Here is an 18,913-nt window from a genome sequence, read left to right as displayed (position 1 = left end):
TATTTTTGCGCAGATGCGTGAAAAGATTACCAGTTTTTAATCCGCTAGCCGTGCCAGCATCTCCGCGGCGAGGTGGCTGAGCGTGTCGTCGCGCGCGCCCATCACCACGATGCGATCGCCCGGGCGCGCATTGGCGACGAGATGCGCCGCCGCTGCCGCGCGATCGGGAATGTAGAACGCATTGCGCCCGGTCGCGGCGATATCGGCCACGATGTCCGCACTGGTCACCTCGCGGCTGGTGGTGCCGCCCTGATAGACGGGATCGGGCAGCACCAGCACATCCTCGCCGCCCAGCTTCTCGGCGAACATCGCGACGAGTTCGGCACGCATCACCTTGAGCGGGCCATAGCCGTGCGGCTGGAACAACAGGAGCAGCCTGCCCTCGAAGGCATGCAGCGTGTCCAGTGTCGCGGCGATCTTGTCCGGATTGTGCCCGAAATCGTCGATCACGGCGATCCCGCCCGCTTCGCCGACCAGCTCGAAGCGGCGCTTCAGGCCCTGGAAGCCCTGGATCGCCTGGGCGGCCTCCTCCACGGCGATCCCCGCCGCCGCCGCCGCGCCGATCGCCGCCAGCGCATTGGAGACATTGTGCAGGCCCGGCACCTGCAGCGTCACCGGGATCGACGCCTCGCCCTCGCGCGCCAGCTCGAAGGCGATGCCGTAGCGCTGCTCGCGCAGGTTGATCGCAGTCAGATCCGCCGGCGCGCCGATCGCGAAGGTGCGCAGCCGCTCGCGCGGCATCGTCGCCGCCAGCAGGGCGCCCTCGCCATTGTCGAGGTTGATCACTGCCCTGCCCGCCCGCGCGATGAATGCGCCGAACAATTCGATCAGCTTGTCCATCGGCAGGTGATCGAGGCTGACATTGTTGAGCACCGCCACGCCCGGGCGATAGAGCGCGATCGAGCCGTCGCTTTCGTCGACTTCGCTCACATAGGCCTGGCCGGCTCCCACCAGCGCGCTAGCAAAGGGGGCATCGGGCGTGACGAAGTTCTTCATCACCGCGCCGTTCATCACCGTGGGATCGCGGCCCAGCGCGTGGAGGATCCAGCCGATCATGCCGGTGACGGTGGACTTGCCGCTGGTCCCCGCCACGCCGATCGAGAGCGGTGCGGCATTGAACAGCCGGGCGTTCAGTTCCGCCCGCGTCATCCGCGCATTGCCCAGCTCGGCGGCGCGGCGCGCATCGGGCACGGTCTCCTCGATCGCGGCCGAAGCGACGACGATCTGCTCGGCCGAGCCGATCCCGCTGCCGTCCTGCGGGAAGAGCCCGATGCCGCTGCGCGCCAGGAAATCGAATTTCGCCGGCAGCCGCGCCTGGTCGAGGCTGCGGTCCGATCCGGCCACCCTGGCGCCCTGTCCGGCCAGGATCATCGCCAGCGGCATCATGCCCGACCCGCCAATGCCCACGAAGAAGTAAGGTTTGCGATGCTCCATGGCCTCGCGCTATCGGCAATTCGAAGCGAAGGGGCAAGGCATGCGCATCGGAGTCGTCGCACCAGCAAGACCGGTCAGCCGCGAGGGATCGCTGCGCATGGCCGCGTTCATGGCGCTGACCTATCCCGGGCACGAGATCGTGTTCCATCCGCAATGCTATCTGCAGGCCGGCCATTTCGCCGGCACCGACGCGGAGCGCGCGGCGGCATTCCTCGAATTCGCGAATGATCCGGCGTTCGACGCGATCTGGTTCGCGCGCGGCGGCTATGGTTCGAACCGCATCCTGGAAGCCGTGATGCCGAAGCTCGGGCCGGCGGCGAACCACAAGACCTATGTCGGTTTCTCCGACATGGGCTTCCTGCTCGGCGCGCTCTATGCCCGGCGGATCGGCCGGGTGGCGCATGGCGCGATGGCCTCCAGCCTGGGCATGAACGACACCGGCGAGGGCGCCGGCTGGGTGCTCGGCTGGCTGATCGACGGCGACAGGCGCGGCTTCGAGCCGGGCCTTGCCGACGGGCGCCCCGCCGCCGCGTTCAACCTCGCCATCCTGGCCGCGCTGATCGGCACCAAATATCTGCCCGACCTCACCGATCACGTGCTCTATATCGAGGAAGTCGACGAGCCGCTCTACCGGATCGACCGGATGCTGTTCCAGATGGCGCATGCCACGCAGCTCAAGGGCATTGCCGGCGTGCGGCTGGGCGCGGTCACCGCGGTCAAGGACAATGGCGAGACGGACGGCAACTACAGCTTCGGCGAGACGATCGACCAGATGATCGTGCGCTGGTGCGGGGAAATGGGCGTCCCCTATCTCGGCCGCGCCGAGATCGGCCATGTCGAGCTGAACCGCGTGGTGCCGTTCGGGTTGGTATAGTCCTCCGCCAAGAAGCACGGGCATGCCCGGCTTCGATGCGAGCCTAGTCCCGTTTGCGGCACCAGAGATGGAACATGCCGGCGAACAGCTGCGGATGCGCGGCCTCGACCTGGTCCCATAGCACAAGGTCGCGCCGGTCGGCTGCGGCGCCGTGGGCCTGCGCGAACCGGGCCTGCGCCTCGGGCGGCGCATCGAGCATCAGCAGCTCGAGCCCGGCCGCCGCCAGCATCTCGCCGATCGCGGGAAGGCGATACCAATGCTCGCGGACATGGAAGCACAAGTCGCGGCATCCGCTCAGCGTGTAGAAATCATCGCTTTCCCGAAGCCGCGCGAGCGGCTGGCCGGCCGGCAGTGCGAGGACCTGGGCGCGGAAGGCGCGGATGCCCGCCGGGCTCGCGTCCCAGCCATGCCCGGCGATCGCGCGATGCGCCTCGACGACCCAGGCGCGGGCCCGCTCGCTATAGAGCGCGACCCGCAGCACGCCGCCACGCGCAAGCGCCTCCGCCAGCGCCGCCAGCCCGTCCGCGGGCCGCTCCATGTGGTGCAGCACCCCGGTGCTGCTCACCAGCCCGAAACGGCCGCCGAGCTTCGCGGCATCGAGTATGTCGCCCTGGACGAAGCGGATGGCTCCCATGCCCAGCGCGCCGGCCATGCGCTGGCCATAGGCCAGGCTGGCGGCGCTCAGATCGAGCGCGGTGATGGCAAGCGACGCGTCCATCCGCGCCAGGTCGATCGGCTCGAACCCGGTGCCGCACCCGGCGACCAGCACCGCCAGCGGCTCGGCCTGCGGCGCCCCCAGCGCGGCGAGATGCGCCGCCACCGAGACGGGCTGCCGGCCCGCCGGCGCGTGCCAGCGGGGATAGGGGTTCGCTTCATACTGGATGCGCACCGCCCGCGAGATTTGGTCGGAGGAGTCGCCGAGCGAAGGCATTGCCGCTGCCAGCCGCCGCTCTTCCGCGATCTCGGTCGCGGCGACGGGCGGCACCCCCAGCCCCTCTCCGCCCCACACATATTCGCTCGCGAACGCCTGGGCCGCCAGCGCTTCGCGCAACCCCGCCGGCAGCGCCTGCCCGGCCAGCCATGCCAGCCGCGCCTCCATCGCCGGATCGACATTGATGCAGCGCGTGAGGAACGCCGCCCACAACGGATCCTCCGCCACCACCGGCTCGGGATATTTCGCCAGCAGCATGCGCGCCGCCGCGCGCGCCAGCGACTGGGGATCGACCGATCCGGCGTGCAGGCAGGTCGCCAGATCCGCTTCGAGCTGCGGCGGCCAGCCGGTGAGCCGCAGCCCCGCCAGCAGTTCGGCATAGGCCGGCGCCGTCCCTTCGAGGTCGAGCGCCAGCGCATGGCTCAGCATCGGCAGCGCCTGGCCGAAGCGGCCCTGGTGCGCCGCCTCGCCCGCCATGGCCAGCAGCTGCGCGGCTTCAGGATGCAATGCGGCCGATCCGCACCAGCGTCCCGTCCGGATCGCTCACCGCGAACTCGTAACAGCCCCAGGGCTTCAGGCTCGGCCCTTCCTTCTCGATGATCAGTTCGCGCACCCGATCCGCCACGCCGTCGACATCGTCGGTATAGAGATAGATGCCGAACGGATTGTGCCCCGGCACCAGCCAGCCGAGCACCGCCTTGTTGAGGTGCAGGTGCCAGCCCTTGCCGTCGTCCAGGATCTTGTAGTCGCCATAGTCGCTGACCAGCCGGAAGCCCAGCCGCACATAGAAAGCGAGGCTGGCGTTCAGGTCGTTGCAAGGCAGGATCGTCGTCGCGCGGTGCTCTTCCATCTGGGCCTCTCCGTCTGTCCGTCCGCTCTATGCCATCGAAACGGGCTTCCAATGCAGGATTTTGCCTGTCGCCCCCGGCCCCATGCGCAACCAGGCCGCAGGATCGATCGCCGGGGGAACGATCGGGTTGCCGGGCCAAGGCGGGACAATGGGACGCCACTCCCTTCGCTTTGCCGCCCTTCCGGCGCGCAATTTCACCAGCGCTTGCTTATATCGCACCCGCGAAGGCATAAGCCGCGCTCCGATCACCCCTTCACGAAAGTCATCCCCGTGTCCGAGATGTTCCGCATAACGCTGCCCGACGGTTCCGTCCGCGAGGTAGCCCCGGGGACTACCCCGGCGGACATCGCCGCCGCGATCGGCCCGGGCCTGGCCAAGGCAGCGCTCGCCGCGCGCGTCGATGGCGAGCTGCGCGACATCGGCCGCCCGTTCGAAGGCGACGCGCAGCTGGCGCTCGTTACCGCCAAGGACGAGAAGGACGCGCTCGAGCTCGCGCGCCACGATTATGCGCACATCCTGGCCGAAGCGGTGCAGAATCTCTTCCCCGGCACGCAGATCACGTTCGGCCCGGCGACCGACGACGGCTTCTATTACGACTTCGCGCCCAAGGACCGCCCCTTCACCGAGGAGGACCTGCCGGCGATCGAGGCCGAGATGCGCAAGATCATCGCCGCCGACGCGCCGCTGATCCGCGAAGTCTGGTCGCGCGCCGACCTGATCGAGCGCTGGACCAGGCAGGGCGAGCGCTTCAAGGCCGAATGGGCGCAGGAGCTGCCCGAGGGCGAGGAGCTGACGGTATACCGCGCCGGCAAGGGCGAGGACGCGTGGCTCGACATGTGCCGCGGGCCCCATCTCGCCTCCACCGGCAAGGTCGATCCCAATGCCTTCAAGCTGACGCGCGTCTCGGGCGCCTATTGGCGAGGCGACCAGAAGAACGCGATGCTCTCGCGCATCTACGGCACGGGCTGGCTCAACAGGAAGCAGCTCGACGAGCATCTGACCCGCCTCGAGGAGGCCGCCAAGCGCGACCACCGCAAGCTGGGCCAGGAGATGGACCTGTTCCACCTCCAGCAGGAAGCGCATGGCAGCGTGTTCTGGCACCCGCACGGCTTCACCATCTGGCGCCAGCTCGAAGCCTATATGCGCCGCGCGATCGACGCCGCCGGCTATAGCGAAGTGAAGACGCCGCAGGTGATGGACGCCCGCCAATGGGAGCAGTCCGGCCATTGGGGCAAGTATCGCGAGAACATGTTCGTCATTCCCGACGAGGTGCCGAACATCGACGACGAGGGCCCGATCGTCTCGGACGCCGCCGACTGGATGGCGCTCAAGCCGATGAACTGCCCGGCGCACGTGCTGATCTTCCGCCAGGGCATCAAATCCTATCGCGAGCTGCCGATCCGGCTCTACGAGAATGGCTGCTGCCACCGCAACGAGCCGCACGGCGCGCTGCACGGGCTGATGCGCGTCCGCCAGTTCACCCAGGACGATGCGCACATCTTCTGCCGCGAGGACCAGATCGTCGAGGAAGTGCAGGCCTTTTGCCGCCTGGCCGACCGCATCTATCGCGACTTCGGCTTCAAATATTCGATCAAGCTGGCGCTGCGCCCCGACAAGCGCTTCGGCACCGAGGAGATGTGGGACAAGGCCGAGGCGGAGTTGCGCGACGCCGTGGTCCGCGCCGGCCTGGCGACCGAGGAATATGGCTGGGAAGAGCTGCCCGGCGAAGGCGCCTTCTATGCGCCCAAGCTCGAATGGCACCTGACCGACGCGATCGGCCGCACCTGGCAGGTCGGCACGATCCAGTCGGACCGGGTGCTGCCCGAGCGCCTCGATGCCAGCTATGTCGGCGAGGACGGCGAGCGCCATCGTCCGGTGATGCTCCACCGCGCGATCTTCGGCTCGTACGAGCGCTTCATCGGCATCCTGATCGAGCATTTCGCCGGCAAGCTGCCGGTGTGGCTGGCGCCCATCCAGGCCGTGGTCGCGACCATTGTCTCGGATGCCGACGACTATGCGAAGGAAGTCGCGCAGAAGCTCCAGGCCGCCGGCATCCGCGTCGACACCGATCTTCGCAACGAGAAGATCAACTACAAGGTGCGCGAGCATTCGGTGGCCAAGGTCCCCAACCTGCTGGTGGTGGGCAAGCGCGAGGCCGAGGAAGGCACCGTGGCGCTGCGCGTGCTCGGCTCGCAGGGCCAGCAGATGCTGAGCCTCGACGAAGCGGTGGCGAAGCTGGTGGCCGAGGCGACTCCGCCCGACCTCGCATGAACCCGCCCGGCGCCCGGCGGGCCCATTGGGGCATGTTCGCAACGGCAGTCATCGGCGCCCTGGGTGCCGGTTTCGTGTTGTTCGGCTTGCTGGCGCTCGGCGAATGCCTGCCGCGCGACGGCAGTGCCGCGATGCAGGCATGCGACATGGAGAAGCAGCGAGAGTTCTGGCTCTATCCCGCGCTCATGATCCTGTCGCTCGGCGCCGGGGCGAGGCTTCATGCCGCCCGGCCCATCCCGGGTCTGGCGCTGGCCATTGCCAGTCCGCTCCTGAGCCTGGTCCTGCTTTTGACGATAGAGAGGCTCGTCGGCCGATGAACCCCGCCACGCTCGCGATCTACGCGGCCGCCGCACTGGCGGAGATTGCGGGCTGCTTCACCTTCTGGGGCGTGCTGCGGCTGGGCAAGCCGGTCTGGTGGCTGGTGCCCGGCGGCGCGGCGCTGGCCCTGTTCGCCTGGCTGCTCACGCTCAGCAGCGCGGATGCCGCCGGTCGCGCCTATGCCGCCTATGGCGGGATCTACATCCTCGCCTCGCTCGGCTGGCTGGTGCTGGTCGAGCGCGTGCCCGCCACGCGCTGGGACCTGGCCGGCGCGGCGCTGGCGGTGCTCGGCTGCATCGTCATCCTGTGGGGGCGTCGCTGATGGCGCATATCCGCCCGGGCACCGACGCGGACGTCCCGCGCGCGCTGGCGATCTGGCGCGCCGCGGTCGATGCGACGCATGGCTTCCTCTCGCCCGAGCATCGCGCCGAGATCGACGCGATCGTCGCCGAACAGTTCCTGCCCCAGGCGCCGCTCTGGCTGGTCGAGGACGATGCCGGCACGGTGCAGGGTTTCCTCGCCATGGACGGCGCGATGATCGATGCGCTGTTCGTCGATCCCGCCGCGCATGGCCGCGGCTTCGGCACCGCGCTGGTCGGTCACGCGCTGGCGCTTTCGCCGGACGCGCTCGTCGATGCCAACGAACAGGCGGACAACGCCCTGCCCTTCTATCTCGCCCGCGGCTTCGAAGTGATCGGCCGTTCGGAGACCGATCCGCACGGCCGGCCCTATCCGATCATCCACCTGCGCCGTGCGGGAGCGCCGGCCTGACCAGGCACAGGCGCACGGGCACAGGCGCACCGAGCAACAGGCCATGCCCGCGCAGCCAGGCAAGCGGCGCCGGTTCGTTCCGCTCGAAGCGCGCCTCGCGCAGCACCTGTCCGCCCGCGCACGGCACCTTGCCGAGCGTGAGCAAGTCGCGGCGCGGCGCGTCCCCGCCCAGCGGCAGCGCAGCGGCGCCGGGAACGAGGGCGAAAGTCCGCCGCGTCCATTCGTCGGTCGCGAGGCTTCCCGGCGGCGCCGCGGCGATCCAGCCCGCGGCGGCGGCCCGCGCCGATGCAAGGTCGGGCTGGTCATAGGCCATCAGCAGCGCGCGGCCGGCGAGCAGCGCGAAGAGCGCCGCGACGATCAGCCGGCCGCCGTCGCGCCAGGCCCGCGCCCCGAGCACGCCCAGCGTCGCCGCCGCCGCCGCATAGGCGAGGGGAAACATGCGCGGCTTGGGATCCACCGCCAGCACATAGGTGAGCAGCACGAAATGGAGCAGCGCCGCGATCGCGACCAGGCGCAGCCACCGATCGCGCCGCCAGGCGCCCGCCCGCGCCACCGCGAGCGCCAGCGCGCCGCACAGCGTCAGCCCGCACAACGGATCGGCCAGAAGGTTGAGCAGCGGGTCCACCGTCCAATGGACATGGATGCCCATGCTGCGCCGCCAGTTGCGGATGAAGTCCAGGTTGAGCAGCGGGCTGCGGCCGGTGTCCACGCCCGCCGCCAGTTCGGTGGTGGGAATGCGGCCATGATGGAGCGAGAGCTTCCAGCCATGGAGCGGGTCGCCGGTCGCCATCGCATAGGCAAGCGCCTCGATGCCGAGCAGCGCCACGGCCGCGGCGGCGAAGGGCAGCGCGAGCCGCCGCCGGTCCGGCGCCAGCATCAGCCAGCCCAGGCCGAGCAACGGCAGCAGCGCCAGGCTGCTCATCCGGGTCATCACGGCCAGCGCCAGCATCGCGCCCGCCACCGCCGCCCAGCGCGCATCGTTCCGCTCCAGCGCGATCTGGATCGCGAGCAGACCGGCCATGGTCCAGGCGAATTCGGGCTGGTCGACCAGCGGCTGGAGCGCGTTGAGCGGGAACAGCGGCGTCAGCGCCAGCGCCGATCCCGCCAGCATCGCCGCCGCGGCACCGAAGCGACGCTCGACATTGCCGACGAACAGCAGCAGCCCCGCCACGGTATAGAGCAGCGGCACCAGCCCCACCGTCCAGGGCCGCTCGCCGAGCAGCGCCAGCACCGCGCCCATCGGCGCCACCAGCGGAAACCGCGCCGCCCAATGCGTGTCGGGAAGGCAGAGGCCATGCCGGGCCGCGCACCGCGCCGCTTCGAGATAATGCCAGTCGTCGCCGCCGCCGCCGACATAGGGACGCGGGAACAGCAGGACGAGCCCGAGCAGCAGCGCGAGCGGCACCGCCCAGGCGGGCATGCGCCACCCGGTCTCGCTCGATTCGATCGCGGCGATGCGCGCCATGCCCTGCCCTTTCGGCCGCCTTCATGGCCCGGCCGGTCCTAAGCCATCGCTAAAACCGGGCTTGCAGGCCGCGCCTTTACACCCGATATCTGCGGTTGCCGTGCCACAGTGCGCGGAATTTCGGCGGAAATGCAGGCGTCGGACTACCCGAGTGCCGCATCCTGCGTTATTGAGCCGCCCAAACCCTGAGTCCGCAACAACAGGAGCAAGTCGTATACGTCCGCCCATGAATCGCCGCTCGATGGTGGCACCGCCGATGAACGGTCCGCGGTTTAACGAATTCATTCAGTCGCCCAAGGTCCGCGTGATCGACCATGAGGGTGAGAATCTCGGCGTGATGTACACGCGCGAGGCGATGGAACAGGCGCAGGAGCTTGGACTCGACCTGGTCGAGGTTTCCCCCAATGCGGACCCGCCCGTCGCCAAGTTCCTCGATGTCGGCAAGTTCAAGTACGAGGCGCAGAAAAAGGCGAACCTCGCCCGGAAGAGCCAGAAGACGCAGGAGATCAAGGAGATCAAGATGCGTCCGAACATCGACGATCACGATTACGACGTGAAGATGAAGGCGATCCACAAGTTCATCGGCGAAGGCGACAAGGTGAAGGTCACCCTGCGCTTCCGCGGCCGCGAGCTTTCGCATGGCCAGCTCGGCATGGCGCTGCTCCAGCGCGTCCAGCAGGACTGTGCCGAGGATGCCAAGGTCGAATCCTATCCGCGCATGGAAGGCCGCCAGATGCTGATGGTGCTGGCGCCCAAGTGATGCGATGCGGCGCCCTGGCGGCGGCACTGCTGCTGCCGGGCGCCGCCTCCGCCCAGACGATCCAGGCCCCGCTCTCCACTGCCCATGCCGACGAGCCGGTGGCGGTGCCGGCGGGCTATGCGCTCGTCTGGTCCGACGAGTTCGACGGCAAGCGCCTCGACCCCCGCAAATGGGCCTATGACACCAGCCGCAACAAGGAAGGCTGGTGGAACAACGAGCTGCAATATTATGCCGCGAACCGCCGCGAGAATGTCCGCCTCGAGCGCGGCCGGCTCGTCATCGAGGCGCGCAGGGAGCGGCTGAGCGGCCGCGCCGATCATGGCGGCCAGGACTATAGCTCGGGCAAGATCCAGACCCGCGGCCTCGCCGACTGGACGGGCGGCTTCGTCGAGGTCCGGGCGAAGCTCGCCTGCGGCAAGGGGCTGTGGCCGGCGATCTGGATGCTCGGCAGCGACGAGAAGGCCGGCTGGCCGGGCCTGGGCGAGATCGACATCATGGAGCATGTCGGCTGGGATCCCGGCCGCATCCATGGCTCGATCCATACCAAGGCCTATAACCACGTCATCAAGACGCAGAAGACCGCCCAGGCAATGGTGCCGGATGCCTGCACCGCGTTCCACGATTATCAGCTGGACTGGAACCAGGATCGCATGCTGATCGGCGTGGACGGCCGCGCCTTTCTGCGCTTCGACAACGACCACAAGGGCAATCCCGACACCTGGCCCTTTGCCGGCCCGCAATATCTGATCCTCAACGTCGCGGTCGGCGGCTGGGGCGGCGACAAGGGAATCGACGCCGATGCATTCCCGTCGCGCATGGAAGTCGATTACGTGCGGGTGTGGCAGAAGAAGCCGGGCTAGCGAGCGGCGGCAGGCGGCGACGCCCTGTCCTTCCCCATCTCTCTGCGAAGCCGGGATCCCAGGCGAAGGCGCATGGCCTCCCCACCGTCATGCTGAACTTGCCTGGCGATTATTCCCTGGAGACAAGCCCCTGAAATACAGGGAGAGGCCGGCCGTCAGGCCGCGGGCGGCTCCCACAGCTCGATCGGGTTGCCTTCGGGATCGTGGATGCGGGCGAAACGGCCGGTCTCCGGCGTGTCCCACTCGTCCTTGGTGGTGATCTCCACTCCGCGCGCGTTGAGCTGCTCAAGCAGGCTGTCCAGGTCGCGCACCCGGAAGTTGAGCATGCAGCTCTTGTCCGACGCGAAATAGTCGGTCGTCGCCTTGAACGGCTCGAACACCACCGGGCCGGGTTCCGGATGCCAGAACCACGGGCTGGTCTGGCCGCTCTCATCGGCCCCGAAGCCGCCGCCCACGCCGAGCACCTCGCCATACCAGGCCTTGAGCCCCTCGGGGTCCTGCGCCCGGAAGAAGAAGCCCCCCAGTCCGATCACCGGCATTCTCGATCTCCTTCCGTCAGGCGGCCTCGGCCACCGTTCCATCGCCCGTCGCGGCCTCGAGCAGGCGGCGCTCGATCGTCTTCAATCGGCCGCCGCTCTCGATCTTATCGCCGATCAGATCGGTCAGATAGAAGGTATCGACCGCGCGCTCGCCATAGGTGGCGACATGCGCGGAATGGATCGTCACCTTCGACTGGAACAGCGCATAGGCGAGGTGGAAGAGCAAGGCCGGCCGGTCGCGCGCGTTGATCTCCACCACGGTGAAGCGGTTCGAGGCATTGTTGTCGATCAGCACGTTCGGCTCGATCGCAAAGGCTTCCGCGCGGGCCCGGACCAGCGGCTTGGCCTTGAGCCGGTCCTGGAGCTTGGCACGGTTGGCCAGCGCATCGGCGATCGTCGCCTTGATCCGGTTGAGCCGCGCCTCCTCGTCGAACGGCCGCCCCAGCGGGTCCTGGATCAGGAAATTGTCGAGCGCCATGCCGTCGCGGGTAGTGTGGATGCGCGCGTCGATGATGTTGCCGCCGGCGACATGGATCGCCCCGGCGATGCGATAGAACAGGCCAGGATGATCGGCGGCATAGACCGTCACCAGCGTCGCGCCGCGCTCGGGATAGACCTGCGCCTCGACCGAGAGCTGGGCATCGCCCGCCGCGTCGATCTGGCGGGCATTGCGCTCGAGCACGTCGGCCGGCTCGGCGATCCAGTAGCTCTCGGTCATCCGCTTCCTGAACGCGGCCATCCGCGCCTCGTCCCAGCGGAGCAGCTGGGCGAGCTCCTCCTGCTTGGCGGCGATCCGCTCGGTCCGCCCGCGCTGCTTGTGGCCCAGGCGGAGCACTTCCTCGGTAGCGTCGTACAGGTCGGCGAGCAGCTGGCGTTTCCAGCCGTTCCACACGCCCGGCCCCACTGCGCGGATGTCGACGATGGTGAGCAGCAACAGCATGCGCAGCCGCTCGGGGCTCTGCACCTGGCCGGCGAAATCGAGGATCGTCTTGAAGTCGCTGAGGTCGCGCTTGAAGGCGGTGGCCGACATGATCAGGTGCCAGCGCACCAGCCAGGCCACCGTCTCGGTCTCGGCCGGGCTCATCCCCAGCCGCGGGCAGAGCCGCCCGGCCACTTCGGCGCCCAGGATCGAATGGTCGCCGCCGCGCCCCTTGGCGATGTCGTGCAGCAGCACCGCGACATAGAGCGCGCGGCGCTGGGCGATCTGCTTGAAGATGCTGGTGCCGAGCGGGTGGTCGTCCTTGAGCGCGCCCTTCTCGATCTGGTTGAGCAGCCCGATCGCCCGGATCGAATGCTCGTCCACCGTATAATGATGGTACATGTCGAACTGCATCTGCGCGACGACCCGGCCGAAATCGGGCACGAAGCGGCCGAACACGCCCGCCTCGTTCATCCAGCGCAGCACCGTCTCCGGATTGCGCGGCGACGTCAGCACGTCGAGGAAGAGCGCATTGGCGCGGGGATCGTCGCGCACCTCGTCGACCAGCTTGGCGTCGCGCGCGGCGGCGCGCATCGCCAGCGGGTGAACCTCGAGATTGTGCAGGTCGGCCAGCTGGAACAGCTCGATCAGCCGCACCGGATCTTCCCGGAAGAAGTCGTCGCGCGGCAAGGCGAGGCGGCCGCGATCGAGCGTGAAGCCCTTGAGCTTGCGGGGGCGGCGCCACAATGTCGGGAAGCCGAAGCGGCTGCCGCGGGCCGCGAACTTCTCGTCCAGATGGGCGAGGAACACGCCGGTCAGGTCGCCCACCACTTTCGCCTGGAGGAAGTAGAAGCGCATGAACCGCTCGACTTTCGACATGCCGGGCCGGTCCGCATAGCGCATCCGCTCGGCGATCTCGCGCTGGACGTCGAAGGTGAGCCGGTCCTCGGCCCGGCCGGTGATCAGGTGGAGATGGCAGCGCACCGCCCAGAGGAAATTCTCGGCCCGGCGGAACTGGCGGAACTCCAGCTTGGTGAGCAGCCCCTTCTCGACCAGCTCCGCCGGCTCGCGGACGTTATAGGCGTATTTCCCGATCCAGAAGAGCGTGTGCAGGTCGCGCAGGCCGCCCTTGCCTTCCTTGACGTTGGGCTCGACGACATAGCGGCTGTCGCCCATCCGCTTGTGCCGAGCCTCGCGCTCGGCAAGCTTCTCGGCGATGAAGGTGCGCGCGGTATCGGCCTGGACCTCCGCCTTGAAGCGCGCCGCAGCCTCGTCGTAGAGCGCGGTGTCGCCCCAGACATAGCGCGCCTCGAGCAGGGCGGTGCGCACCGTCACATCGGCCTTGGACTGGCGCACCATCTCGTCGAGCGATCGCGACGAATGGCCGACCTTCAGCTGCATGTCCCACAGCGAATAGAGCATCGATTCGATCACCTGCTCGCACCAGCCGGTAACCTTCCAGGGGGCGAGGAAGCCGATATCGATGTCCGAATGCGGCGCCATCTCGCCGCGGCCATAGCCGCCCACCGCGATCAGCACCATGCGCTCGGCTGCGCTGGGATTGGGGTTGGGGTGCAGGCGCTCCGTGGTGAAATCCCAGAGCAGGCGCAGGAGCTGGTCGATCAGAAAGGCCCCCGCCGCCGCGATCTCGTGCCCGCGGGAGGGATGCTCGGCGAGGCGGGCGGCGATCTCGGCGCGTCCGGCATCGAGCGCCGCCTTGAGTTCCTTCGTCCCGGCCGCGCGCAGCCTGGCGCTGTCCTTGGCCTGCAGCGCATGAAGCCGCTCGCCCACGCCCCGCCGGTCGATCAGCGCGCGGCGATTGGGGACGGAATCGAAGCGATTGGCCATATGACGGAGATAGGGAATCGCGGCGAGCGCGTCATCCACTCAGTTCTTCCCCCGGGGCAAGTCCGGGGGACGGAACTGCGCGATCAGCCGACGAAGGCGCGCTCCAGCACGAAGCTGCCGGGGTTCGCGTTCGAGCCTTCGGTGAAGCCGTGGCCTTCCAGCATGTGCGCGAAATCCTTGATCATCGCGTTCGAGCCGCAAAGCATGATGCGGTCGGTCTCGGGATTGAGCGCGCGGTCGCCCAGCACCGGCGGCTGGAACAGCCAGCCATTCTCGATCAGCTGGCCGATCCGCCCCGTGGTGCGGAAGGGCTCGCGAGTGACGGTGGCGATATAGTGGAACTGGAGCAGCGCCTGATCCGCCACCAGCGGATCCCCCGCCAGCTGCGCGGTCAGCTCGTCATGATAGGCAAGGTCGCTCACCCGGCGAGTCGAATGGACGATCACCACCTGGCTGAACCGGTCATAGATGTCGGGATCGCGCGCCAGGCTCAGGAACGGCGCCAGGCCGGTGCCGGTGGCGAGCATGAAGAGCCGCTTGCCGGGCAGCAGCGCGTCGGCGACGAGGGTGCCGGTCGGCTTCTTGCCGAGATACACTTGGTCGCCCGGGCGGACGAGCTGCAGGCGCGACGTGAGCGGCCCATCCTCTACCTTGATCGACAGGAACTCGATCTCGTCCGACCAGGTCGGGCTGGCGATCGAATAGGCGCGCATCAGCGCCTTGCCATCCACTTCGAGCCCGATCATCACGAACTCGCCCGCGCGGAAGCGGAAGCTCGCCGGGCGCTCGATCGCGAAGCTGAACAGATGCTCGTTCCAATGCCTCACCCAGCGGACGGCGCACGTCTGGAACGCAGCGTGCTCGGGAAGGACGATCGGCGGGCGGGCATGCATGTTCACGGGATCAGGTCTCTCTAATTTCACTTCAACGCCCGATTGCGGCGGCAATCCGCGCCACCGCTACGGATAGGGGAAGGCGCGCTTCGGGCTTCACGATCTGCTCGATGATGGCATCGACGCGCGGCTGCGCGCCGGCGCGTGCTAGCGCATGCAGCGAAAGGAGCAAGGCCTCGTCGTCGCCTATTTCCGCCGCGAAAGGCGGTTTGAAGCGAAGTTGGGACAGTGACTCGCGCTCGAGCAGCAGCATTGCCATGTTGAGATCGGGAAGCAGGTTCGCAAGTCCCTGCCTCTGCAACGCGGGGCCCAGCGTCGAGCATGGGCAGCGGCCGGCACGCACGCTCGCCACCCATTGCCGCATCGAGGAGAGCAGCAATTGGTCGATCGGCACGACCTCGGCGACGGAGCGATCCAGGAACTGGTACAAAGGCGATCCCCATGCGCCGGGGGGAATCCGGGCACGCGAATCGCCTTAGCGTTTGTTGCGAATGATTAGCAATAGCGTAGTTTTTATTCGACGCGCGAAAGCCTGGCTATCTCCGCGGTCAGCGCGTCGATCTTCTCGTGCAGGCTGTCGATCTGCACCTCCGTGCGCAGATTGGTCTCATAGTCGAGCCGCGCCTCCAGCCGGTCCTTCGCCGCCTGGCGATTCTGGCTCATCATGATGATCGGGGCCTGCAGCGCGGCCAGCATCGACAGCATCAGGTTGAGGAAGATGAAGGGGAACGGATCGAAGGCATGCGCGCCGAGCAGAATCGTGTTCAGCAGCGCCCAGGCGCCGAGGAACAGGCCGAAGCCGATGATGAAGCTCCAGGAGCCGCCCACCGCGGCGACTCGATCGGCCAGCTTCTCGCCGAAGGTCAGCCGCGCGTCGAACAGCGCGTTCGGATCGCGCCCGATGCCCAGGCGGCGGAGATCCGACAGGAAACGGATGGCTGCGTTCATATTGCACCTCACTGCCGACCGGCCGCCCGGGCCGGTGCGCGAGGTGAGCGGATCAGCTCAGCACGGCGGCCCTGGGCGGCACGGTCGATCGACTATGATCGTTGCTGGACATGACCCCATTCTCGGAGTTGTGGCGGTTGCGGGCGCACGATTGTGCGTCCACGGCCGAGATGGCGGCGGCGGCCCCGGATTTCAAATGAAAAAGCCGTCATGTCCGCATGGGCCGCGCAGGGGCCGAATCCGCTCCGCGTCCCTTCCGGATGCTTAAGCAGTTGATGGGCACCCCGTCCGGGTGCGATGACGGATATGTCTGAGCAACAGGGATTGGATAGTCGCGATGCTTCGGGGATGGGGCGACCTCTTGCCGCCGGATGAAAGGCTCCGGGCCTTCGGGCCGGAATCCCGGCGCGCGATCGCCGCCGTCGCGATCGCCGCATGAACGAGCTGCCGGCCGGACTCACCGCCGAGCAGGTCGAGGTGCTGCGCCTCGTCCAGCAGAACCTTTCGTCGAAGGAGATCGCCCGCCTGCTCGGGATCTCGAAATCGGCCATCGACCAGCGGCTCGACCGTGCCCGCCAGGTGCTCGGAGCGTCCTCGCGGCGCGAGGCCGCCCGCATCTACGCCGGGCTTGAGCCGGGATATGACCGAATCACACGTGACCCGGCGGCGCTTGTCTATCCGGCCCCGGCCACTGCATTTCCGTCGGCGGCGGACAGGAACGACATGCCCGTCCAGCGGGTTCAGGCGACGCGGAGCGCGTTCGACATGGATCCGGGGGTTGGACATGTCAGCCTGCGCCAGCTGTTGAAGGGGGTACGGCCACATGATCTCAGTACCGCACAGCGGTTCATCCTCACGCTGCTGGTCGCCATCGGTGTGCCGATGCTGCTCGGCGGATTGAGCATGCTGCTCTACGGCGTCGTCGCCATAGGCCGCCTCTTCCTCCGCTAGCCCTCGCCAAAACCCAATGTCGCAACAACCTGCGCCGGCCCTGCCGCGCGGGGAAAGGAAAACGCATGTCCAACCTCCCGCATATCGACGCCATCACCATCGTGGCCAAGGCCACCATCGCCGGCGAGCAGGCTTCGGACGCCGCATTGCGCAACCTGGCGGACCTGGTGAGCGCGACCACGACGCAGGCCGAGGCGATCCAGCTTCCGCCCCATGCCACCCAATCCACGCTCGACCATCTCCGCACCGCGATGATCGCCGCCTTCGACAGCCGTCGCGCCGTGGTGATGGCCCATCAGGAACTCGGCGCGCTCGCGCAGCGGCTCGGCGCCTCGCCGGAGTCGTTCGGCGACCTCTGGCCGTGCCCGCGCTTCCCGACCGGCGCCACCGAGCAGGCGCCGCGTCTGCGCGCCGCCGCCTAACGGCTTGACCGCGCCCCATGGGACGGGCAGCCGTCCGTCCCATGTGGCACGTCGCAGTCTTTCTGATCCTGCTCGTCGCGAGCGTCGGCTATGCATTCTGGCGTGGCGGCACCCCCGAGAGGATCGGAGCGGCAGTCGTGCTGGGAGGCACGCTCGGGTCGTTCTTCGCCGTGTCCGGCGCGCATGCGCGCTGGCTCAATCTGGAAACGGGCCTGCTGATCGTCGACGCGACGATGCTGGCCGCGATTCTGATCCTCGTCGTCCGGGCTAACCGATTATGGCCGATTCCCATGGCCGCGTTGCTGATCGTTCAGGTCGCGGGGCATTTTCTCAAGACCCTCGATCCGCAAATCTATCCGTTCCTCTACTGGCTCACGAGCAGCCTGTGGAGCTATCTCGTCACGGCGATCCTGATCGTCGCGACGCACAACCATCGCAGGCGCCTGAAGAAGCAGGGGCAGGACGCCTCGTGGAACGCCTCATCGCGCCGTTCCTTGGCGAGCGATCCGGCGATCTCGCGCGAACCCTGATCGCGGCGCACGGCTCGCTCGCCGCGGTGCTGAACGCGGACGAGACGCTGCTTGGCGAGGAGCTGGACGGCGACGATCGTGCCGCCGCGCTGCTCGCCCTGGCGCGCGAGATTCACCTGTTCCTGCTGCGCGAACCCATCCGGGACCGCGAGATCGTCGGCAACTATGCCGACCTCGTCGCCTATCTGCGCGCAGACCTGACGTACAAGCGCACCGAGCAGGTCCGCATACTCTTCCTCAGCTCGGCCAACCGCCTCCTCCGCGACGAGATCGTCAGCGAAGGCTGTCTCGACGAAGCGCCGCTCTATGTCCGGGACATCCTGCGCCGCGCCCTTCAGGTGGGCGCGGGCGCGATCATCGTCGTCCACAATCATCCGTCAGGGGACGCGACCCCCAGCAAGGCCGATATCGACATCACCCGGCAATTGATCGAGGCAGGCAGGACGCTGGGCGTCGTCGTCCACGATCACCTAGTCGTTGCCGGCAGCGGAATCGTCAGCATGCGGAATCTGGGGCTCATCTGAGCCCCAGATCCAGCGATCCTGCCGGACCCGCCCCGGCGTCTGGGCAATCAGATCATGCCCGTGCTGGAGATAGGTCGCGGCAATGTCGAGCCCCGCTTCATCGCAGATCTCGATGGCCTCGGCGGCCAGGCGCAGGGCGCGGGCGCGCGCATCTTCGTTGGACATGCGGGGAAAATATAGTCGCGCCGACGCAGGGTAAAGGACGCGCCCCCACAATCGCTACCGTTACGGATGCATCCCCGCTCAGTCCGCCTTCTTGGCCACGCCCACCAGCGCCGGGCGGAGCAGCCGGTCGCGGATCATGTAGCCCGACTGGATCTCCTGCACGATCGTACCCGGCTCGGCATCGGCGCTCGGCACTTCCATCATCGCCTGATGGCGATTGGGATCGAGCGCCTCGCCCAGCGCGACGATCTTCGAGATGCCGTGGCGCGCAAAGACCGAATCAAGCTCGCGGCCGGTCGCCTCCAGGCCGGTCACCAGGCCCTTGAACTTCTCGTCGTCCTTCAGTTCGGCCGGGATCGCGGCAAGCGCGCGCGAAAGATTGTCGGCCACCGACAGCACGTCGCGCGCGAAACCGGTCGCGGCATAGGTCTTGGCGTCCTGCGCTTCCTTCTCGGCGCGGCGGCGGACATTCTGCGTCTCGGCCTGGGCATACATCACCGCCGACTTCGCCTCGGCGAGCTGCGCCTCGAGCTCCGCCACGCGGTCCTGCTCGGCCACTTCAGGCGCAGCCTCCGCGGTTTCCGCGCGCAGCGTCGTGTCGTCCGTGTCCGTCACCTTCGATTCTTCCGTCATATTTCCC

Annotated in this window: 22 protein-coding genes; 11 read left to right on the top strand and 11 right to left on the bottom strand. The window is 68.0% G+C overall.

Annotated elements, in window-relative coordinates; translation table 11 throughout:
• Positions 1–36: 36 nt before the first annotated feature.
• The gene (locus FHR20_RS00745) at positions 37–1,434 is read right to left on the bottom strand and encodes a glutamate ligase domain-containing protein (protein WP_167297799.1); all 1,398 of its coding nucleotides are present in this window, start codon (positions 1,432–1,434) and stop codon (positions 37–39) included.
• 40 nt (positions 1,435–1,474) lie between these two features.
• Between FHR20_RS00745 and FHR20_RS00740 the strand changes: the two genes are divergently transcribed.
• Positions 1,475–2,308 (top strand): LD-carboxypeptidase, encoded by an 834-nt coding sequence (locus FHR20_RS00740; RefSeq protein WP_167297798.1) that lies wholly within the window; start codon positions 1,475–1,477, stop codon positions 2,306–2,308.
• A 43-nt stretch (positions 2,309–2,351) separates the two neighbouring features.
• Here the strand turns inward: FHR20_RS00740 and FHR20_RS00735 are convergent, their stop codons facing one another.
• Both FHR20_RS00735 and FHR20_RS00730 read right to left on the bottom strand, forming a co-directional pair.
• Positions 2,352–3,746, bottom strand: a complete 1,395-nt coding sequence (locus tag FHR20_RS00735) for a class I SAM-dependent methyltransferase (RefSeq protein ID WP_167297797.1) — start codon at positions 3,744–3,746, stop codon at positions 2,352–2,354.
• Positions 3,736–4,089, bottom strand: coding sequence for a VOC family protein (locus tag FHR20_RS00730; RefSeq protein WP_167297796.1), 354 nt, complete (start codon positions 4,087–4,089; stop codon positions 3,736–3,738). The genes FHR20_RS00735 and FHR20_RS00730 overlap by 11 nt, the downstream gene beginning before the upstream one ends.
• A gap of 279 nt (positions 4,090–4,368) precedes the next feature.
• On the opposite strand from FHR20_RS00730, the gene thrS reads away from it, so the two are divergent.
• From thrS to FHR20_RS00710, 4 genes are read left to right on the top strand one after another with little or no spacing between them, the layout of a single operon-like run.
• Complete coding sequence (thrS, locus tag FHR20_RS00725; RefSeq protein ID WP_208413472.1) at positions 4,369–6,360, top strand: threonine--tRNA ligase; 1,992 nt, start codon at positions 4,369–4,371, stop codon at positions 6,358–6,360.
• Complete coding sequence (locus tag FHR20_RS00720; protein ID WP_167297794.1) at positions 6,357–6,677, top strand: hypothetical protein; 321 nt, start codon at positions 6,357–6,359, stop codon at positions 6,675–6,677. The genes thrS and FHR20_RS00720 overlap by 4 nt, the downstream gene beginning before the upstream one ends.
• Positions 6,674–7,000 (top strand): YnfA family protein, encoded by a 327-nt coding sequence (locus FHR20_RS00715; protein ID WP_167297793.1) that lies wholly within the window; start codon positions 6,674–6,676, stop codon positions 6,998–7,000. The genes FHR20_RS00720 and FHR20_RS00715 overlap by 4 nt, the downstream gene beginning before the upstream one ends.
• Positions 7,000–7,449, top strand: coding sequence for an acetyltransferase (locus tag FHR20_RS00710; protein WP_167297792.1), 450 nt, complete (start codon positions 7,000–7,002; stop codon positions 7,447–7,449). The genes FHR20_RS00715 and FHR20_RS00710 overlap by 1 nt, the downstream gene beginning before the upstream one ends.
• Here the strand turns inward: FHR20_RS00710 and FHR20_RS00705 are convergent.
• Positions 7,415–8,914 carry a glycosyltransferase family 39 protein gene (locus FHR20_RS00705; protein WP_167297791.1) on the bottom strand — a complete coding sequence of 500 codons (1,500 nt, stop codon included), beginning with the start codon at positions 8,912–8,914 and terminating at the stop codon, positions 7,415–7,417. The two genes, FHR20_RS00710 and FHR20_RS00705, sit on opposite strands and share 35 nt — an antisense overlap.
• Positions 8,915–9,140: 226 nt before the next feature.
• On the opposite strand from FHR20_RS00705, the gene infC reads away from it, so the two are divergent.
• Positions 9,141–9,674 (top strand): translation initiation factor IF-3, encoded by a 534-nt coding sequence (gene infC / locus FHR20_RS00700; RefSeq protein WP_086127343.1) that lies wholly within the window; start codon positions 9,141–9,143, stop codon positions 9,672–9,674.
• Complete coding sequence (locus FHR20_RS00695; RefSeq protein ID WP_167297790.1) at positions 9,674–10,534, top strand: glycoside hydrolase family 16 protein; 861 nt, start codon at positions 9,674–9,676, stop codon at positions 10,532–10,534. The genes infC and FHR20_RS00695 overlap by 1 nt, the downstream gene beginning before the upstream one ends.
• A 155-nt stretch (positions 10,535–10,689) precedes the next feature.
• Here FHR20_RS00695 and FHR20_RS00690 read toward each other — a convergent pair whose 3' ends face one another.
• The 5 genes from FHR20_RS00690 to FHR20_RS00670 form a co-directional block, all read right to left on the bottom strand.
• Positions 10,690–11,073: a VOC family protein gene (locus tag FHR20_RS00690; protein WP_167297789.1), complete on the bottom strand. Its 384-nt coding sequence runs from the start codon at positions 11,071–11,073 to the stop codon at positions 10,690–10,692.
• A gap of 16 nt (positions 11,074–11,089) precedes the next feature.
• Positions 11,090–13,840, bottom strand: a complete 2,751-nt coding sequence (locus tag FHR20_RS00685; protein WP_167299305.1) for a [protein-PII] uridylyltransferase — start codon at positions 13,838–13,840, stop codon at positions 11,090–11,092.
• A gap of 83 nt (positions 13,841–13,923) precedes the next feature.
• The gene (locus FHR20_RS00680; RefSeq protein WP_167299304.1) at positions 13,924–14,733 is read right to left on the bottom strand and encodes a ferredoxin--NADP reductase; all 810 of its coding nucleotides are present in this window, start codon (positions 14,731–14,733) and stop codon (positions 13,924–13,926) included.
• A 31-nt stretch (positions 14,734–14,764) separates the two neighbouring features.
• A complete protein-coding gene (locus FHR20_RS00675; RefSeq protein WP_167297788.1) occupies positions 14,765–15,163 on the bottom strand; it encodes a hypothetical protein in 399 nt (132 codons plus the stop codon).
• A gap of 83 nt (positions 15,164–15,246) precedes the next feature.
• Positions 15,247–15,681 carry a DUF1003 domain-containing protein gene (locus tag FHR20_RS00670; protein WP_167297787.1) on the bottom strand — a complete coding sequence of 145 codons (435 nt, stop codon included), beginning with the start codon at positions 15,679–15,681 and terminating at the stop codon, positions 15,247–15,249.
• Between the two features lie 435 nt (positions 15,682–16,116).
• Here FHR20_RS00670 and FHR20_RS00665 point away from each other — a divergent pair, with 435 nt between their 5' ends.
• The 4 genes from FHR20_RS00665 (at position 16,117) to FHR20_RS00650 (ending at position 18,108) form a co-directional block, all read left to right on the top strand.
• Positions 16,117–16,632, top strand: coding sequence for a helix-turn-helix domain-containing protein (locus tag FHR20_RS00665; RefSeq protein WP_167297786.1), 516 nt, complete (start codon positions 16,117–16,119; stop codon positions 16,630–16,632).
• A gap of 65 nt (positions 16,633–16,697) precedes the next feature.
• Positions 16,698–17,054, top strand: coding sequence for a hypothetical protein (locus FHR20_RS00660; RefSeq protein WP_167297785.1), 357 nt, complete (start codon positions 16,698–16,700; stop codon positions 17,052–17,054).
• 41 nt (positions 17,055–17,095) lie between these two features.
• Positions 17,096–17,584: a hypothetical protein gene (locus FHR20_RS00655; protein ID WP_167297784.1), complete on the top strand. Its 489-nt coding sequence runs from the start codon at positions 17,096–17,098 to the stop codon at positions 17,582–17,584.
• Positions 17,524–18,108: a JAB domain-containing protein gene (locus FHR20_RS00650; RefSeq protein ID WP_167297783.1), complete on the top strand. Its 585-nt coding sequence runs from the start codon at positions 17,524–17,526 to the stop codon at positions 18,106–18,108. Before FHR20_RS00655 ends, FHR20_RS00650 begins: the two co-directional genes overlap by 61 nt.
• Here FHR20_RS00650 and FHR20_RS00645 read toward each other — a convergent pair.
• Together FHR20_RS00645 and grpE are read right to left on the bottom strand one after the other, a co-directional pair.
• Positions 18,055–18,273, bottom strand: coding sequence for a hypothetical protein (locus FHR20_RS00645; RefSeq protein WP_086130971.1), 219 nt, complete (start codon positions 18,271–18,273; stop codon positions 18,055–18,057). The genes FHR20_RS00650 and FHR20_RS00645 overlap by 54 nt on opposite strands.
• 78 nt (positions 18,274–18,351) lie before the next feature.
• Positions 18,352–18,906, bottom strand: a complete 555-nt coding sequence (gene grpE / locus FHR20_RS00640) for a nucleotide exchange factor GrpE (RefSeq protein ID WP_167297782.1) — start codon at positions 18,904–18,906, stop codon at positions 18,352–18,354.
• Positions 18,907–18,913: the final 7 nt, after the last annotated feature.

Origin of the sequence: Sphingomonas leidyi, from assembly GCF_011761945.1 — a bacterium.
Lineage (GTDB): Bacteria > Pseudomonadota > Alphaproteobacteria > Sphingomonadales > Sphingomonadaceae > Sphingomonas > Sphingomonas leidyi.
The sequence above is the reverse complement of the archived record's forward strand: the minus strand, read 5'-3'. Positions and strand labels throughout refer to the sequence as shown.

Coding starts and splice junctions, on each gene's coding strand:
- FHR20_RS00690 (WP_167297789.1), bottom strand. CDS start 11,073: ATGCCGGTGATCGGACTGGGGGGCTTCTTCTTCCGGGCGCAGGACCCC.
- FHR20_RS00645 (WP_086130971.1), bottom strand. CDS start 18,273: ATGTCCAACGAAGATGCGCGCGCCCGCGCCCTGCGCCTGGCCGCCGAG.
- FHR20_RS00655 (WP_167297784.1), top strand. CDS start 17,096: ATGTGGCACGTCGCAGTCTTTCTGATCCTGCTCGTCGCGAGCGTCGGC.
- FHR20_RS00730 (WP_167297796.1), bottom strand. CDS start 4,089: ATGGAAGAGCACCGCGCGACGACGATCCTGCCTTGCAACGACCTGAAC.
- FHR20_RS00685 (WP_167299305.1), bottom strand. CDS start 13,840: ATGGCCAATCGCTTCGATTCCGTCCCCAATCGCCGCGCGCTGATCGAC.
- thrS (WP_208413472.1), top strand. CDS start 4,369: ATGTTCCGCATAACGCTGCCCGACGGTTCCGTCCGCGAGGTAGCCCCG.
- FHR20_RS00695 (WP_167297790.1), top strand. CDS start 9,674: ATGCGATGCGGCGCCCTGGCGGCGGCACTGCTGCTGCCGGGCGCCGCC.
- infC (WP_086127343.1), top strand. CDS start 9,141: ATGAATCGCCGCTCGATGGTGGCACCGCCGATGAACGGTCCGCGGTTT.
- FHR20_RS00660 (WP_167297785.1), top strand. CDS start 16,698: ATGTCCAACCTCCCGCATATCGACGCCATCACCATCGTGGCCAAGGCC.
- FHR20_RS00740 (WP_167297798.1), top strand. CDS start 1,475: ATGCGCATCGGAGTCGTCGCACCAGCAAGACCGGTCAGCCGCGAGGGA.
- FHR20_RS00710 (WP_167297792.1), top strand. CDS start 7,000: ATGGCGCATATCCGCCCGGGCACCGACGCGGACGTCCCGCGCGCGCTG.
- FHR20_RS00720 (WP_167297794.1), top strand. CDS start 6,357: ATGAACCCGCCCGGCGCCCGGCGGGCCCATTGGGGCATGTTCGCAACG.
- FHR20_RS00715 (WP_167297793.1), top strand. CDS start 6,674: ATGAACCCCGCCACGCTCGCGATCTACGCGGCCGCCGCACTGGCGGAG.
- FHR20_RS00745 (WP_167297799.1), bottom strand. CDS start 1,434: ATGGAGCATCGCAAACCTTACTTCTTCGTGGGCATTGGCGGGTCGGGC.
- FHR20_RS00670 (WP_167297787.1), bottom strand. CDS start 15,681: ATGAACGCAGCCATCCGTTTCCTGTCGGATCTCCGCCGCCTGGGCATC.
- FHR20_RS00665 (WP_167297786.1), top strand. CDS start 16,117: ATGAACGAGCTGCCGGCCGGACTCACCGCCGAGCAGGTCGAGGTGCTG.
- FHR20_RS00705 (WP_167297791.1), bottom strand. CDS start 8,914: ATGGCGCGCATCGCCGCGATCGAATCGAGCGAGACCGGGTGGCGCATG.
- grpE (WP_167297782.1), bottom strand. CDS start 18,906: ATGACGGAAGAATCGAAGGTGACGGACACGGACGACACGACGCTGCGC.
- FHR20_RS00680 (WP_167299304.1), bottom strand. CDS start 14,733: ATGCATGCCCGCCCGCCGATCGTCCTTCCCGAGCACGCTGCGTTCCAG.